The following is a 15,826-nucleotide window of genomic DNA, read 5'->3' on the forward strand; positions in this document are numbered from 1 at the left end:
AGGCTGCTAACCCAGTCTTCCAAGACAAGTCGTCATCTAGAAAAGGGGTCAACCGTGTCGGTTTCCATCAAGCCGCTCGAGGATCGCATCGTCATCAAGCAGGTCGAGGCCGAGCAGACCACTGCGTCTGGCCTCGTCATCCCCGACACCGCCAAGGAGAAGCCGCAGGAGGGCGAGGTCGTCGCCGTCGGCCCCGGCCGTATCGACGACAACGGCAACCGCGTGCCGCTCGACGTCGCCGTCGGCGACCGCGTGCTCTACTCGAAGTACGGCGGCACCGAGATCAAGTTCGGCGCAGACGAGTTCCTCGTGCTCTCGGCCCGCGACGTCCTCGCGGTCGTCGTCCGCTGACCTTCAGCACCGTTCGCAACGGCCCGGATGCCTCGTGCATCCGGGCCGTTCCGCGTTCCCGGGCCCGCGGCAGTCTGGAACGTCGCCGGCCGGGCGTAGGCTGAGCCGGTGAACAGCCCCGCCGACCGCCCAGCCGAGACGGCCGGCGCCCCATCCGCCGCTCGCCCAGCGGGCGGGCCCTCGCCGCTCAGCCGTTCCGGGCTCGGCTACGCCGTCTCCGCCTACGTGCTCTGGGGCTTCCTGCCCGTCTACTTCATCGCGCTCGCCCCGAGCGGGCCGGTCGAGATCGTCGCCTGGCGCATCCTGCTCTCGCTCGTCTTCTGCGCGCTGCTGCTCGCCGTGACCCGCGGCTGGCGGTCGTTCTGGGCGCTGCTGCGCGACCGCCGGGTGCTCTTCACCATGGGCGCCGCGGGCGTGCTCATCTTCGTGAACTGGCTGACCTACGTCTACGCCGCCGTGTCGGGTCAGGTCGTCGAAGCCGCCCTCGGCTACTTCATCAACCCGATCGTCACGGTCTTCCTCGGCGTGCTCGTGCTGCGCGAACGACTCAGCACCATGCAGTGGGTCGCGGTCGGCATCAGCATCGTCGCGGTCGTCGTGCTCGCCGTCGGGCACGGGCAGTTCCCGTGGATCGCGCTCGTGCTCGCCTTCTCCTTCGGCTTCTACGGCCTCATCAAGAAGCGCGTCGGCCACCGGGTCGACGCGGTGTCGGGGCTCACCCTCGAGACGCTGTGGCTCGCCCCGGTGGCCGCGGGCCTGCTCTGGTGGGTCGCCGCGAGCGGCGGGCTCACGATGGGCACGGTGAGCGCGTGGCACACGGTGCTCCTCGCCTGCGCGGGCGCCGTGACGGCCGTGCCGCTGCTGCTGTTCGCCGCGGCCTCGCGCCGGCTGCCGCTCATCCACCTCGGCTTCATCCAGTACTTCGCGCCGTTCATCCAGTTCCTCGTCGGCGTGCTCATCCTGCGCGAGCCGATGCCGCTCGAGCGCTGGATCGGCTTCGCCCTCGTCTGGGTCGCCCTCATCGTGCTGACGATCGACCTCGTGCGCAACGCTCGCGCCGCCCGCAAGCTCGTCGCCGAGCCCGTCTGATCCGAGCGTCGCGCAGCGTCGCGGCGCACGGATGCTGCGTCGAACCGGGCCTCGAGGCCGGGACGCTCGCGATGAACGCGGTGTTACGCGGTTGTGACCGGCATCCCTTGTTTCCGCGTTGGCCGGGCAATACTGTCAAAACCACGGCGTCATCTGACGCATCGTTATGTCCGATCCTTAGTCCCAAGGAGCACCATGAGCGTATTCGCGAAGGCTACGGCCAAGCGCGGTGCACGCGGAATCTGGACGGGGGTCGCCCTCGCCGGCGCCGCCGCCCTGCTTCTCTCCGCCTGCACGAGCGGCGGCGGCAGCACGACCGCCCCGACCGACGAGCCCGCAGACAGCGGCGACGCCCTGCCCATCGAGTCGGGCCCGCGCGATCTCACCCTGAAGGTCGGTCAGCTCGCGCCCCAGTCGGGCAGCCTCGCCGTCCTCGGCCCGCCCCAGATCGCGGCAGCGAAGCTCGCGGTCGACGACATCAACAAGGCCGACCTCGGCATCCAGCTCGAGCTCGTGCTCCGCGACGAGGGCGACACCTCGATCGACGTCGCCACCGGCTCCGTCACCGACCTGCTCTCGCAGGGCGTCTCGGCCATCTCGGGTGCTGCCGCGTCGGCGCAGACGCGAAACATCTACGAGCAGGTCACGAGCGCCGGCGTGGTGCTCATGTCGCCGTCGAACACGGGTCTCGACCTGTCGACGATCGACGACAACGACCTCTACTGGCGCACGGCGCCCTCCGACCTGCTGCAGGGCGAGGTGCTGGGCAACCTGATCGCCGAGGACGGCAACAGCACCCTCGGCATCATCTTCCAGAACGACGCCTACGGCACCGGCTTCGCCGACACGACGAAGAAGGCGTTCGAGAGCGCGGGCGGTGAGGTCGTCGCGGAGTCCTCGTACAACACGGGCGACACCAACTTCACCACGCAGATCTCCGACGTGACGGCGCAGTCGCCCGACGCGATCGCGATCATCTCGTTCGACCAGGCGAAGATCATCATCCCGGAGCTCGTCGGCGGCGGCTTCCCGGGCGACAAGATCTACCTGACCGACGGAAACCGGCTCGACTACAGCGACGTGTTCGCCCCCGGCCTCATCAAGGGCGCCAAGGCGACCACCCCGGGTCTCGACCTGGCGACGCTCGGCGACTTCACCGACCGTCTCCTCGAGGTCGACCCGTCGCTGACCGACTTCACCTACGCGGCGGAGTCGTACGACAACATCGTGCTGTTCGCGCTCGCGGCCTACGCCGCGAACGACACGAGCGGCACGAAGATCGCCGAGTACCTCCGTCAGATCTCCGGATCCGCCGGCGACGGCGAGAAGGTGACCGACTTCGCGCAGGGCGCCGCCCTGCTGGAGAAGGGCGAGCAGATCGACTACGACGGTCTCTCGGGCCCCATCACCTTCGACGAGAACGGTGACCCGACGGGTGCCACGATCGGCATCTACGAGTACCAGGACGACAACACCTCGACGCGCGTCAACTAGTCGGTGGTGGGAGGCCCCGGCGAGCGTTCCGCTCGCCGGGGCCTTCGTCATGCCGGGGCCATGCCGGGGCCCTCGTCGCGCCGGGGCCCTCGTCGCGCCGGGGGAACGAGAAACGGGCGGGTGGATGCCGAGGCATCCACCCGCCCGTCAGCGGCGCTGAGGCGGCCGCTCAGTCGTCCTGACCGAGGGTGCCGAGGTAGAGCCCGATCACCTTGGGATCGTTCAGCAGCTCGCGCCCGGTGCCCTCGTAGGCGTCGCGGCCCTGGTCGAGCACGTAGCCGCGGTCGCAGATCTGCAGGCAGCGCCGGGCGTTCTGCTCGACCATGATGGTCGTGACGCCGGCCCGGTTGATCTCCTTCACCCGCAGGAACGCCTCGTCCTGCTTCACGGGGGAGAGGCCGGCGCTCGGCTCGTCGAGGAGCAGCACGTGCGGCCCCATCATGAGGGCGCGGCTCATCGCGACCATCTGCCGCTCGCCGCCCGAAAGGGAGCCGGCGCGCTGCCCGAGCCGCTTGCCGATCTCGGGGAAGATCGCCGTCACGAACTCGAGCCGCTCCTTCAGCCCCTTGGGCTTCTGGTACAGGCCCATCTCCAGGTTCTCCTGGATGGTGAGCGAGGGGAACACGTTGTTCGTCTGCGGCACGAAGCCGACGCCCTTGGCGACGAGCTTGTTCGCCTTCAGGTTCGTGATGTCCTCGCCGTTCAGGAGCACGGCGCCCTTGCGCACCTTCACGAGGCCGAAGATCGACTTCAGCAGCGTCGACTTGCCGGCGCCGTTCGGGCCGATGATGCCGATGAGCTCGCCCTGCCTCGCGACGAGCGAGCAGCCGTTCAGGATGTTCACGCCGGGCAGGTAGCCCGCGGTGACCTCGGCGACCTCGACGACGATGTCGCCGGGGGCCTCGGTCACGGCCGTGGCGCCGGCCGGTTCACTGTTCGTCATCGATGAGCTCCTTCACTGCCTCGACGTTCGACGTGTGCGCCGCGCCGAGGTCCGTGTCGTGGTGGGCGCCGAGGTAGGCGTCGATCACGGCCTGGTCCTGCATGACGGAGTGCGGGTCGCCCTCCGCCACGATGCGTCCCTCCGCCATCACGACGACCCAGTCGGCGATGTGCCGGACCATGTGCATGTCGTGCTCGACGAAGAGCACGGTCATGCCCTGCGTCTTCAGGTCGAGGATGTGGTCGAGGAGGGACTGGGTGAGCGCCGGGTTCACGCCGGCCATCGGCTCGTCCAGCATGACGAGCGTCGGGTCGCTCATGAGCGCCCGCGCCATCTCGAGGAGCTTGCGCTGCCCGCCGGAGAGGCTCGCCGCGTAGTCGTGCTGCTTCGCGTCGAGCTTGAACCGGGTCAGCAGCTCGACGGCCTTCGCCTCGATCTCCTGCTCCTGCTTGCGCCAGAGGAACGGCAGCAGCGAGCGGAACAGGTTCTCGCCCGTCTGGTCCTTGGCGCCCAGCTTCATGTTGTCGAGCACGCTCAGCAGGCCGAGCGACTTCGTCAGCTGGAAGGTGCGGATGAGCCCCATGCGCGCGACCCGGTAGGCGGGCACGTGCGCGAGCGACCGGCCGTCGAACTGCCACGTGCCCGAGTCGGGCTTGTCGAAGCCCGTCAGCAGGTTGAAGAACGTGGTCTTGCCGGCGCCGTTCGGGCCGATGAGGGCCGTGATCGCGCCGCGGGGGATCTCGACGTGCGCGACGTCGACCGCCTTCAGGCCGCCGAAGGTGCGTGTCACGCCGTCGGCGACGAGGATCGGGTCGACCTTGCGGCAGCCGGGCTCGGCGTCGCCGAGGTGGAGGCCGGTCGACTTCACCGGCCCGGACGTGGGAGTGGTCTCACTTGACAAAAGACATCTCCTTCTTGTTTCCGAGCAGCCCCTGCGGTCTGAAGATCACGAGGAGCATGATCGCGACGCCGACGAGGATGAACCGGAGCTGCCCCGCCTGCACCTCGGAGATCGGGAACCAGCCGGCCTCGACCGCGCGGGCGATGAAGCCCGAGAAGAAGGACAGCAGCACCCAGAACACGATCGATCCGAGCACGGGGCCCAGGATGGTCGCGGCTCCGCCGAGGAGCAGGATCGCCCAGATGAAGAAGGTGAGCGAGGTCGCGTAGGCGGAGGGGATCACCGCGCGCGGCATGATGAAGATCATGCCGGCGAGGGTGCCGAAGACGCCGCCGATGATGAGGCTCTGCATCTTGTAGGAGTAGACGTTCTTGCCGAGGGCGCGCACGGCGTCCTCGTCCTCCCGGATGCCCTTGATGACGCGGCCCCACGGGCTGCGCATGAGGAGCCAGGTGAAGAGCACCGCGAGGATCACGACGCTCCAGCCGACGATGATGTTCCACCAGTCGTTCGCGCTGAACATCCAGGGGCCGAAGCCGGCCTTGCCCTCGAAGCTCAGCGGGTTCAGCGCCCGGAATCCGCCCTTGTACTCGCTGAGGCCGTTCGCCGAGCCCGTCACCGCGACGAAGGTGTTCGTCGTGAACAGGAGGCGGACGATCTCGGCCGCCGCGATCGTGACGATCGCGAGGTAGTCGGCCCGGAGCCGCAGGGTCGGGATGCCGAGGATGAGGGCGAACACGATGGACGCCCCGATGCCGACGAGCACGGCGCCCCACACCGGGAACCCGAAGGTGAGCACCGAGATGGCGTAGCCGTAGGCGCCGATGGCCATGAAGCCGGCCTGGCCGAAGTTCAGCAGGCCCGTGTAGCCGAAGTGCACCGCGAGGCCGAGCGCCGCGAGGGCGTAGGCGGCCGTGGTCGGGCTGATGAGCTCGACCGCCGCGTTCGAGAAGATGCTTCCCCAATCGATCATCGTCGGCCTCCTACCCGATCCGCTCTCGTCGGCCGAGGATGCCCTGCGGCCGGAAGAGGAGCACCAGAATCAGCACGACGAGCGCGCTGACGAACTTCATGTCGGAGGGCAGCCAGAGCGTCGAGAGTTCGACGAAGATGCCCACGATGAGGGAACCGATCAGGGCGCCGAACGCCGTGCCGAGACCGCCCAGGGTGACCGCCGCGAAGACGAGCAGCAGGATCTGGAAGCCCATGTCCCAGCTGACGCCGGGGCGGTAGTAGGCCCAGAGGATGCCGCTGAGGCCCGCGAGCCCGGCGCCGAGCACCCAGACGATCCGGATGACCCGGTCGACGTCGATGCCGCTCGTGGCGGCGAGGCTCGCGTTGTCGGCGACCGCGCGGGTCGCCTTGCCGATCCGCGTGCGCATCAGCAGGAACGCGACGGCGAGGAGCACCACGACGCTGACGCCCATGCTGACGAGGTCGATCCAGGAGAGCGAGATCGGCCCGAGCTGCAGGTCGGCGGGGGAGGCGCCGGGCAGCTGCCTGGTCGCTCCGCCGTAGAAGAACTGGTACGTGTACCGCATCGCGAGCGAGAGGCCGATGCTGACGATCATCAGCTGGATGACCCCGACCCCTCGTTTTCGGAGCGGTTTCCAGATCACCCCGTCGAGGGACCAGCCGAGGCCGAGGCTCAGCAGCAGCGCGATGATGATCGCGATCCAGACGGGGAAGCCGAGGTCGCTCGAGAAGGTCAGCAGCATGAGGGCACCGAAGGTGATCATCTCGGAGTGCGCGAAGTTGCTGAGGCCCGTGGTGCCGTAGATGAGCGAGAGCCCGATCGCCGCGAGGGCGAGCAGCAGACCGAAGTTCACGCCGTTCGCCAGCCGGTTCAGCAGTTGGTCGAAGAACGAGACGGTCTGCCTGGTGCCCTCGCCGAGGAAGAAGTTCACCGACTTCGTGTTGGTGAGCCCGAACTCCGCCTGGCGCGGGTTCTCCTCGTCCTCCGCGACGATGACGCCCTTCGGCAGGGTGTCCTCGTCGAGGGTCACCTTGTAGCTGGCCTTCTCGGGCACGCCGATGCGCCATTTTCCGTCGGCATCCGTCTCGGCGCTGGCTTTGAAGCCACCGCCCTCGACCGTGATCTCGACACCTTCAAGCGGTTCGTCCTCGTACTTCACATTCCCGAGGAAGAAGTAGTCGTACTCTTCGGAGCCTGTGCCCGTACTCCCATCCTCCGCCATCGCAGGGGACGCTGCGATGCCGGACAGAGTGAGTGCGGACAGTAGGACTGCGAGGAGTACGAGCCATCTCCCTGGGGAATGCCGTCGGACTGTTCGCGTGGATTCCACTGCACCTCCAAGGGGTTCCGGAGGTCGTTGTGGACCTCCGGGACCGGTCCTTTCCCATCGACGACGTCGTCGACGGTACGTGCCGATTATGTCTCAGGTGTTTCGCCCGTGACACAAACGGCCCTCGATTGTTATCCGAGCGGCGGGTCCGGCGCAACGTTCGTGCGGGGCGCGGCCCGAATACGCAGCGCCGGTGGGAATTCGGCGGCCCCGCCGTCGCTTAACATTGATGCACCGCCTCGCGCGCATCCCGCGCGGGCGGCATCGATCCAGGCGGCGAAACCAGCGGCGGCAGCGAAGGGCAGACATGGACAGGAACGATCCGTTCGGACTCACGGGACTCACCTACGACGACGTGCTGCTCCTGCCCGGGCACACCGACGTCATCCCGAGCGAGGCCGACACGACCTCGCGGCTGACCCGACGGATCACTGTGGCCACGCCGCTGCTCTCCGCCGCGATGGACACCGTCACCGAGAGCCGCATGGCGATCGCGATGGCGCGCCAGGGCGGCATCGGCATCCTGCACCGCAACCTCTCCATCCAGGACCAGGCCGAGATGGTCGACCGGGTGAAGCGCAGCGAGTCGGGCATGGTCACGAACCCCGTGACGACCACCCCCGACGCCTCCGTCGCCGACGTCGACGCGCTCTGCGGCACCTACCGGGTGAGCGGCCTGCCGGTCGTCGACGAGGCGGGCAAGCTCGTCGGCATCGTCACGAACCGAGACATGCGCTTCGTCTCCGACTTCGAGAAGCCGAGCACGAAGGTCTCCGAGGTGATGACGCGGATGCCGCTCATCACCGGCCACGTCGGCATGAACCCCGACGAGGCGCTCGCCATCTTCGCCGAGCACAAGATCGAGAAGCTGCCGCTGATCGACGACGAGGGCCGGCTCACCGGCCTCATCACCGTCAAGGACTTCGACAAGAGCGAGCAGTACCCGAACGCCACGAAGGACGCCGAGGGGCGTCTGCGCGTCGGCGCGGCCATGGGCTTCTTCGGCGACGCCTGGGAGCGCGCCGAGGCCCTCCGCGACGCCGGCGTCGACGTGCTCGTCGTCGACACCGCCAACGGCGAGTCCGCCGGTGTGCTCGACATCATCCGCCGGCTGAAGGCCGACCCGAGCTTCGCCGGCATCGACGTGATCGGCGGCAACGTGGCGACCTACGAGGGCGCGAAGGCGCTCGTCGAGGCCGGCGCCGACGCCGTGAAGGTCGGGGTGGGCCCGGGCTCCATCTGCACCACCCGCGTCGTCGCTGGCGTCGGCGTGCCGCAGATCACGGCCGTCTACGAGGCGTCGAAGGCGACGATGCCGGCCGGCGTGCCGCTCATCGCCGACGGCGGCCTGCAGTACTCGGGCGACATCGCCAAGGCGCTCGTCGCCGGCGCCGACACCGTCATGCTCGGCTCGCTGCTGGCCGGCACCGCCGAGAGCCCCGGCGAGCTCGTCTTCCAGAACGGCAAGCAGTTCAAGACCTACCGCGGCATGGGCTCGCTCGGCGCGCTGCAGACCCGCGGCAAGAAGACGTCCTATTCGAAGGACCGCTACTTCCAGGCCGACGTGCCGAGCGACGACAAGCTGATCCCCGAGGGCATCGAGGGCCAGGTGCCCTACCGCGGCCCGCTGTCCGCCGTGGCGTACCAGCTCATCGGCGGCCTGCGCCAGTCGATGTTCTACGTCGGCGCGCGCACGATCGAGGAGCTGAAGACCAAGGGCCGCTTCGTGCGCATCACCCCGGCCGGGCTCAAGGAGTCGCACCCGCACGACGTGCAGATCGTCGTCGAGGCGCCGAACTACACGCGCTGAGGGTCAGCGCGTCGCGGCGGAGCCGCGACGCGCGTACGGGCCCGTCCAGCCTGTCCCGTCCGCCCTACCGCGCGTCCGCCAGCCGGGTGATCGCCTCGGCGAGCACCTCTGGCGTGCACGCGAAGTTCAGCCGCACGTGCCCGCGGCCCGCCTCCGCGCCGAACTCCGGCCCGACGCCGAGGGCGACCTTCGCGTGCTCGAGCGCGTACGCGGCGGGGTCGTCGCCCCAGCCGAGCGCACTGAAGTCGAGCCAGGCGAGGTAGCTCGCCTGCGGCATCCGGTACCGCACGCCCGGCAGCTCATCGGCGAGCAGTTCGGCGAGCAGGCGCCGGTTGTCGTCGAGACTCGCGAGCACCCCGTCGAGCCAGAAGCCGCCCTCGCGGAACGCGGCGATGCTCGCGATGGAGCCGAACTGGCTCATCCGCCACTCGACCTCGTACGGCATGCGCCGCCGCACGGCGTCGCCGCGCTCGGAGGCCGTCACGATCATCGCCGCCTTGAGCCCGGCGAGGTTGAACGCCTTCGTGCCCGCCGTGACGGTCACGCCGAACTCGCGAGCGGCGTCCGAGACGGTGAGGAAGGGCGTGTAGACCGAGTCCGGCTGCGAGAGCGGCCCATGCACCTCGTCGGAGACGATCGTGGCGCCGTGCCGGGCGGCGATCTCCGCGAGGGCGGCGAGCTCGTCGCGGCTCGGCACGAGGCCGATCGGGTTGTGCGGGTTGCAGAGCAGCATGGCCTTCGCCCCGGCGGCGAACGCGCGGTCGATGCCGTCGAGGTCGAGCGCCCAGCCGGCGTCGATGCCGCCCGTCATGGGCACCTCGACGACCGTGGCCGAGGCCTCCGTCACGATGTCGAAGAACGGCGGGTAGATCGGCGGGGTCACGACGACGCCGTCCCCGGGGCTCGTGACCTGGCGGAGCACCTCGACGAGCCCCATCGCGACGTCGCCCGTGCTCGACACCCGGGCCGGGTCGACCTCCCAGCCGAAGCGCTCGAGGGCGAAGGGGGCGAAGGCCTCGGCGATCGGGCCGCTGCCGGCGGCGTACCCGGTGTCCGAGCGGTCGACCGCCGCGTGCAGCGCCGCCGCGACGGGTTCGGCGAGCGGGTAGTCCATCTCGGCGACCGGCAGCGGCAGGACGTCGGCGGGGTAGAGCCGCCACTTGGCGCTCGTCCGGGTGCGGAGGACGTCGAGGGGCTGAGCGGCGATCCGGTGCATGCCTCCAGCTTGCCGCAGTCGGCGGGCCTCGGCACCCCTCCGCCGAGGTCCGGTTTTGCCGAGCGAGCCGTCGCTCGCTAGTCTGATCGGCTGCCCACGAGGCGGCGCGGCCCCCGGAGCGTCCGGCGCGGCCGCATGCGAACGGATGTCTCGACATGGGATTCATCGACGTCAACGGCGTCTCCTACTCGCTGCCCGACGGGCGGCCGCTCCTCGCCGACCTCGCCTTCCGCGTCACCGAGGGCCGCACCACGGCGCTCATCGGCGCGAACGGGGCGGGCAAGTCCACGCTGCTGCGGATCGTCCGCGGCGAGCTCGCCGCCGACGAGGGCAGTGTGCGGGTCGAGGGGGGCCTCGGCGTCATGGACCAGTTCATCGGCACGGGGCGCACGGCGGAGGGGGCCGCCGAGACCGTCGCCGGGCTCCTCGTCTCGGTCGCGCCCGAGCGGATCCGCGTGGCCGCGCTCGAGCTCGAGGCCGCCGAGAACGCCCTCATCGAGCACGAGGACACCGCCGCGCAGATGCGCTACGCGGCCGCGCTCGCCGAGTACGCCGAGGCTGGCGGGTACGAGCAGGAGGTCGTCTGGGACCACTGCACCGGCGCCGCGCTCGGCGTGCCGTTCGAGCGGGCCCGCTGGCGGGAGCTCGCGACGCTGTCCGGGGGCGAGCAGAAGCGGCTCGCGCTCGAGGCGCTGCTGCGCGGGCCGGAGCAGGTGCTGCTCCTCGACGAGCCGGACAACTCCCTCGACGTGCCGGGCAAGCGCTGGCTCGAGGACCGGCTCCGGGAGACCCAGAAGACCGTCTTCCTCGTCTCGCACGATCGCGAACTGCTCGCCCGGGCCGCCGACCGGATCGTCACGATCGAGCTCGGCGGCGGCGGCAACACCGCCTGGGTCCACGGCGGCGGCTTCGAGGGCTACCACGAGGCCCGCGAGGCGCGCTTCGCCAGGCTCGACGAGCTGCGCCGGCGCTGGGACGAGCAGCACGCGGCGCTGAAGCAGCTCGTGGCGACGCTCAAGGTGAAGGCGACCTACAACGACGGCATGGCCTCGCGCTACCAGGCGGCCGTCACCCGGCTCCGCAAGTTCGAGGAGGCCGGGCCGCCGGAGGAGCGCCCGCCCGCCCGCGAGGTCGACATGCGCCTGCGCGGGGCGCGCACCGGCAAGCGCGCGCTCGTCTGCGAGGGGCTCGAGCTCACCGGGCTGATGCGGCCCTTCGCGCTCGAGGTCTGGTACGGCGACCGGGTCGCCGTGCTCGGCTCGAACGGCTCGGGCAAGTCGCACTTCCTGCGCCTGCTCGCCGGCGGCGGCAGCGACCCGGACCCCATGCAGGGCCACACGACGGAGGCGACGGCGGGGCTCGCCCGGGTGCCGCACTCGGGTCGCGCCGTGCTCGGCGCCCGAGTCGTGCCCGGCTGGTTCGCGCAGAACCACGAGCACCCCGAGTTCACCGGGCGGACCCTGCTGGAGATCCTGTTCCGCGGCGACGCGGAGCGGCCGGGCCTGCCGCGCGAGCAGGCGAGCTCGGCGCTCGACCGCTACGGCCTCGCCCGCGAGGCGCAGCAGCGCTTCGAGCACCTGTCCGGCGGGCAGCAGGCCCGCCTGCAGATCCTCCTGCTCGAGCTCTCCGGGGCGACGATGCTGCTGCTCGACGAGCCGACCGACAACCTCGACCTCGTCTCGGCGGAGGCGCTCGAGGACGCGCTGTCGCGCTTCGACGGCACGGTGCTCGCCGTGACCCACGACCGCTGGTTCGCGCGCGGCTTCGACCGCTTCCTCGTCTTCCGCGAGGACGGCGAGGTCGTCGAGACGGATGCCCCGGTCTGGGACGAGCGCCGCGTGGCGCGCGCCCGCTGAACCGCCCGGGTAGGCTGGAACGGTGAGCCAGGAGATCGAGATCGGCCGTTCCAAGCGGGGCCGCCGTGTCTACGCGTTCGACGACATCGCCATCGTGCCGAGCCGGCGCACGCGCGACCCGGAGGACGTCTCCGTCTCCTGGTCGATCGACGCGTATCAGTTCGAGCTGCCGTTCCTCGCGGCGCCGATGGACTCCGTGGTCTCGCCGAAGACGGCCATCATGATGGGCAAGCTCGGCGGTCTCGGCGTGCTCGACCTCGAGGGCCTGTGGACCCGTTACGAGAACCCCGAGCCGGTGCTCGCCGAGATCCGCAGCCTCCCCGCCGACAAGGCCACGGCGCGCATGCAGGAGCTGTACGCCGCGCCGATCCAGCCGGCGCTCGTGCGCGAACGCCTCGCCGAGATCCGCGCCGCCGGCGTCACCGTCGCGGGCGCGCTGTCGCCGCAGCGCACGGCCGAGCTGCACTCGACCGTCGTCGAGGCCGGCGTCGACCTGTTCGTCATCCGCGGCACGACCGTCTCGGCCGAGCACGTCTCGAAGAACGTCGAGCCGCTGAACCTCAAGAAGTTCATCTACGAGCTCGACGTGCCCGTCATCGTCGGCGGTGCGGCCACCTACACGGCGGCCCTGCACCTCATGCGCACGGGCGCGGCGGGCGTGCTCGTCGGCTTCGGGGGCGGCGCCGCCTCCACGACGCGCGCCTCGCTCGGCATCCACGCGCCCATGGCGACCGCGGTGGCGGACGTCGCGGGCGCGCGCCGCGACTACCTCGACGAGTCGGGCGGCCGCTACGTGCACGTCATCGCCGACGGCGGCGTCGGGGCCTCCGGCGACATCGTGAAGGCGATCGCCTGCGGCGCCGACGCGGTCATGCTGGGCGCCGCGCTCGCGCGGGCGACCGACGCGCCGGGCGGCGGCTGGCACTGGGGCGCCGAGGCGCACCACCCGAAGCTGCCCCGCGGCAAGCGCGTGCAGGTCGGCCAGGTGGCCCCGCTCGAGGAGATCCTCTACGGCCCGGCGCCGATCGCCGAGGGCACCGCGAACCTCGTGGGCTCGCTGCGCAAGTCGATGGCGACGACCGGCTACTCCGACCTGAAGGAGTTCCAGCGGGTCGAGATCGTCGTCGCCCCCTACCAGGGCGCCTGAGCCCGCGCCGAACCGAGTCGCGATCGCCGGACCTCCCGCCCGAGTTGTCGGGTAGCGTGGAACCAGCGCGGTATACGACGTCTGGGGAGGCGACGATGGCGAAGCTCAAGTCGGTGGCACGGTCGGACAAGCTCGGCCCTGAGGAGCGCGCGGCGGCGATCGCGCGGCTGAAAGAGAAAGAGCTCGACGTCCTCGTCGTCGGCGGCGGCATCGTCGGCACGGGATCCGCGCTCGACGCGGTCACCCGTGGGCTCTCGACGGGGCTCCTCGAGGCGCGCGACTGGGCGAGCGGCACCTCGAGCCGCTCCTCGAAGCTCGTGCACGGCGGCATCCGCTACCTCGAGCAGCTCGACTTCCGGCTCGTGCGCGAGGCGCTCATCGAGCGCGGCCTCCTGCTGCAGCGCATCGCCCCGCACCTCGTGAAGCCGGTGCGCTTCCTCTACCCGCTGAAGAAGCGGGTGTTCGAGCGCGTCTACATCGGCGCCGGAATGATGCTCTACGACATCTTCAGCTACACGGGCGGGCGGCCGCCGGGGGTCCCGCACCACCGGCACCTCTCGAAGCGCCAGGTGATGCGGGCCATCCCCTCGCTCTCGAAGGACGCCCTCGTGGGCGGCCTGACCTACTACGACGCGCAGGTCGACGACGCGCGCTACGTGGCCTCGCTCGCGCGCACGGCCAGCTTCTACGGCGCCCACGTCGCGAGCCGCGTCAACGTCGAGGGCTTCCTGAAGGTCGGCGAGCGGGTCGTCGGCGTGAGGGCCCACGACCTCGAGACCGACGAGCACTTCGAGATCCGCGCGAAGCAGGTCGTGAACGCGACCGGCGTGTGGACCGACGACACCCAGCGCATGGTGGGGGAGCGGGGCACCTTCAAGGTGCGCGCGTCGAAGGGCATCCACCTCGTCGTGCCGCGCGACCGCATCCAGTCCGCGATGGGCATGATCTTCCGCACCGAGAAGAGCGTGCTGTTCGTCATCCCCTGGGGCCGGCACTGGCTGATCGGTACGACCGACACCGACTGGAACCTCGACAAGGCGCACCCCGCGGCGACCGCGGCCGACATCGACTACCTGCTCGAGCACGTGAACGCCGTGCTCGGGGTGCCGCTCACCCGGGAGGACGTGGAGGGCGTGTACGCCGGCCTCCGCCCGCTCCTCGCGGGCGAGAGCGACCAGACCTCGAAGCTCTCCCGCGAGCACCTCGTCGCGCACACCGTGCCGGGGCTCGTCGTCATCGCGGGCGGCAAGTGGACCACCTACCGGGTCATGGCGAAGGACGCGATCGACGCGGCCGTCGACGCGCTCGACGGCAAGATCCCGCCGTCGGCGACGCAGGACATCGCGCTGCTCGGCGCCGAGGGTTACCAGGCCGCGTGGAACAAGCGCGGCAAGATCGCCCGCGCCTTCGGCGTGCACAAGGTGCGCATCGAGCACCTGCTGAACCGCTACGGCACGATGACCGACGACCTGCTCGATCTCATCCGCAACGACCCCTCGCTCGGCGAGCCGTTGCCGGGGGCCGACGACTACCTCGCCGCCGAGGTCGTGTACGCCGCCTCGCACGAGGGCGCCCTGCACCTCGACGACGTGCTCGCCCGGCGCACCCGCATCTCGATCGAGGCGTGGGACCGGGGCGTTTCGGCCGCGCCCGTCGCGGCGAAGCTCATGGGCGGCGTCCTCGGCTGGGACGAGGCGCGCGAGACCCTCGAGGTCGAGCGCTACCTGCAGCGGGTCGAGGCCGAACGCGCCTCGCAGGAGCAGCCCGACGACGCCTCCGCCGACCGGGTGCGGCTGGAGGCGCCGGACATCGTCCGGGTCGACTGAACGGGCCCGCCCGCCGGGCGACGACGTCTCGGACCCCGGGCGGGCACCCACCGCTTCCCCAGCCGCGGCCGGGTAGGCTCGGTGATCGTGTCCGCTGACTCACGCCGCGCCGTACTGCGCATGATGGTGCGCCCGCGGTGGCTGCTCGCGCTCGCCCTCGCCCTCGGAATCGCCGCCGCCTTCGCCCTGCTCGGGCAGTGGCAGGTCGAGCGGGCCGTCGAGCAGGCGACGGTCGAGGTGCGGCCGACGGAAGAGGTGCTGCCCTTCGCCGGGCTCGCCGCCCCCGACGCGCCCACCGAGCAGCGCGCGACCGGCCAGATGGTCGAGGTCACCGGGCGCTTCGTGCCCGGCGACACCGTGCTCGTCGACGGCCGCCTGAACGACGGCGTCGCGGGCACCTGGGTCGTCGCGCATCTCGAGGTCGCCGACGGCGCGCCGGGCGGTCTGCCCGTCGCGCTCGGCTGGGCGCCCGACCGCGCGGCGGCCGAGCGCGCGCTCGCCGAATTCGAGCGGGGCCTCGGCGCGGAGGACACCACCCTCGTCGGCCGCTTCCTGCCGAGCGAGGCGCCGATCGCGCCCGCCGACGACGCCGATCCCTTCGAGATGAAGACGGTCGCCGTCGCGCAGCTCGTGAACCTCTGGGCCGACTTCGACGATCGGCCGGCGTACTTCGGCTACGTCACGGCGAAGGATGCCTCGCCGGGGCTCGAGGCGATCCACTCGCCGCCGCCCGAGCAATCGGTCGAGCTGAACTGGCTGAACGTCTTCTACGCGGTCGAGTGGGTGGTCTTCGCGGGCTTCGCGATCTACCTCTGGTACCGGCTCGTCCGCGACGCCGTGGAGCGCGAGCGCGACGAGGCGGAGGCGCTCAGCCAGTCCGCGTAGAC

13 protein-coding genes are annotated in these 15,826 nt (G+C 70.7%); 8 read left to right on the forward strand and 5 right to left on the reverse strand.

Annotated elements, in window-relative coordinates; all coding sequences use genetic code 11:
• The first annotated feature begins 54 nt into the window (after positions 1 to 54).
• The 3 genes from groES to MTP13_RS09535 all read left to right on the forward strand — a co-directional run bounded on the left by groES (position 55) and on the right by MTP13_RS09535 (position 2,934).
• Positions 55 to 351, forward strand: coding sequence for a co-chaperone GroES (gene groES, locus MTP13_RS09525; RefSeq protein ID WP_217183010.1), 297 nt, complete (start codon positions 55 to 57; stop codon positions 349 to 351).
• 108 nt (positions 352 to 459) lie between these two features.
• Complete coding sequence (rarD, locus tag MTP13_RS09530) at positions 460 to 1,440, forward strand: EamA family transporter RarD (protein WP_243567495.1); 981 nt, start codon at positions 460 to 462, stop codon at positions 1,438 to 1,440.
• 195 nt (positions 1,441 to 1,635) lie between these two features.
• Positions 1,636 to 2,934: an ABC transporter substrate-binding protein gene (locus tag MTP13_RS09535; protein ID WP_243567496.1), complete on the forward strand. Its 1,299-nt coding sequence runs from the start codon at positions 1,636 to 1,638 to the stop codon at positions 2,932 to 2,934.
• 169 nt (positions 2,935 to 3,103) lie between these two features.
• On the opposite strand, the gene MTP13_RS09540 is transcribed toward MTP13_RS09535, so the two are convergent.
• The 4 genes from MTP13_RS09540 to MTP13_RS09555 are packed head-to-tail and all read right to left on the reverse strand — an operon-like array spanning position 3,104 to position 6,976.
• Entirely contained in the window at positions 3,104 to 3,877 is a 774-nt protein-coding gene (locus tag MTP13_RS09540; RefSeq protein ID WP_243567497.1) for an ABC transporter ATP-binding protein, read from the reverse strand.
• Positions 3,864 to 4,778 (reverse strand): ABC transporter ATP-binding protein, encoded by a 915-nt coding sequence (locus tag MTP13_RS09545; RefSeq protein WP_243567498.1) that lies wholly within the window; start codon positions 4,776 to 4,778, stop codon positions 3,864 to 3,866. Before MTP13_RS09545 ends, MTP13_RS09540 begins: the two co-directional genes overlap by 14 nt.
• Positions 4,768 to 5,748: a branched-chain amino acid ABC transporter permease gene (locus MTP13_RS09550; protein ID WP_229781625.1), complete on the reverse strand. Its 981-nt coding sequence runs from the start codon at positions 5,746 to 5,748 to the stop codon at positions 4,768 to 4,770. The genes MTP13_RS09545 and MTP13_RS09550 overlap by 11 nt, the downstream gene beginning before the upstream one ends.
• Before the next feature lie 13 nt (positions 5,749 to 5,761).
• A complete protein-coding gene (locus tag MTP13_RS09555; protein ID WP_243567499.1) occupies positions 5,762 to 6,976 on the reverse strand; it encodes a branched-chain amino acid ABC transporter permease in 1,215 nt (404 codons plus the stop codon).
• A 415-nt stretch (positions 6,977 to 7,391) separates the two neighbouring features.
• Here MTP13_RS09555 and guaB point away from each other — a divergent pair, with 415 nt between their 5' ends.
• Complete coding sequence (guaB, locus tag MTP13_RS09560) at positions 7,392 to 8,894, forward strand: IMP dehydrogenase (protein WP_243567500.1); 1,503 nt, start codon at positions 7,392 to 7,394, stop codon at positions 8,892 to 8,894.
• 64 nt (positions 8,895 to 8,958) lie between these two features.
• Here the strand turns inward: guaB and MTP13_RS09565 are convergent, their stop codons facing one another.
• Positions 8,959 to 10,110 carry a MalY/PatB family protein gene (locus MTP13_RS09565; protein ID WP_243567501.1) on the reverse strand — a complete coding sequence of 384 codons (1,152 nt, stop codon included), beginning with the start codon at positions 10,108 to 10,110 and terminating at the stop codon, positions 8,959 to 8,961.
• A gap of 155 nt (positions 10,111 to 10,265) precedes the next feature.
• Here MTP13_RS09565 and MTP13_RS09570 point away from each other — a divergent pair, with 155 nt between their 5' ends.
• From MTP13_RS09570 to MTP13_RS09585, 4 genes are all read left to right on the forward strand, one after another.
• Positions 10,266 to 11,966, forward strand: coding sequence for an ABC-F family ATP-binding cassette domain-containing protein (locus MTP13_RS09570; RefSeq protein WP_243567502.1), 1,701 nt, complete (start codon positions 10,266 to 10,268; stop codon positions 11,964 to 11,966).
• 22 nt (positions 11,967 to 11,988) lie between these two features.
• A complete protein-coding gene (locus tag MTP13_RS09575; RefSeq protein WP_243567503.1) occupies positions 11,989 to 13,113 on the forward strand; it encodes a GuaB3 family IMP dehydrogenase-related protein in 1,125 nt (374 codons plus the stop codon).
• Between the two features lie 95 nt (positions 13,114 to 13,208).
• The gene (locus tag MTP13_RS09580) at positions 13,209 to 14,939 is read left to right on the forward strand and encodes a glycerol-3-phosphate dehydrogenase/oxidase (protein WP_243567504.1); all 1,731 of its coding nucleotides are present in this window, start codon (positions 13,209 to 13,211) and stop codon (positions 14,937 to 14,939) included.
• Between the two features lie 87 nt (positions 14,940 to 15,026).
• Positions 15,027 to 15,824: an SURF1 family protein gene (locus MTP13_RS09585; protein ID WP_243567505.1), complete on the forward strand. Its 798-nt coding sequence runs from the start codon at positions 15,027 to 15,029 to the stop codon at positions 15,822 to 15,824.
• Positions 15,825 to 15,826: the final 2 nt, after the last annotated feature.

This window comes from Agromyces soli (assembly GCF_022811605.1).
GTDB classification, from domain to species: Bacteria; Actinomycetota; Actinomycetes; order Actinomycetales; family Microbacteriaceae; genus Agromyces; species Agromyces soli.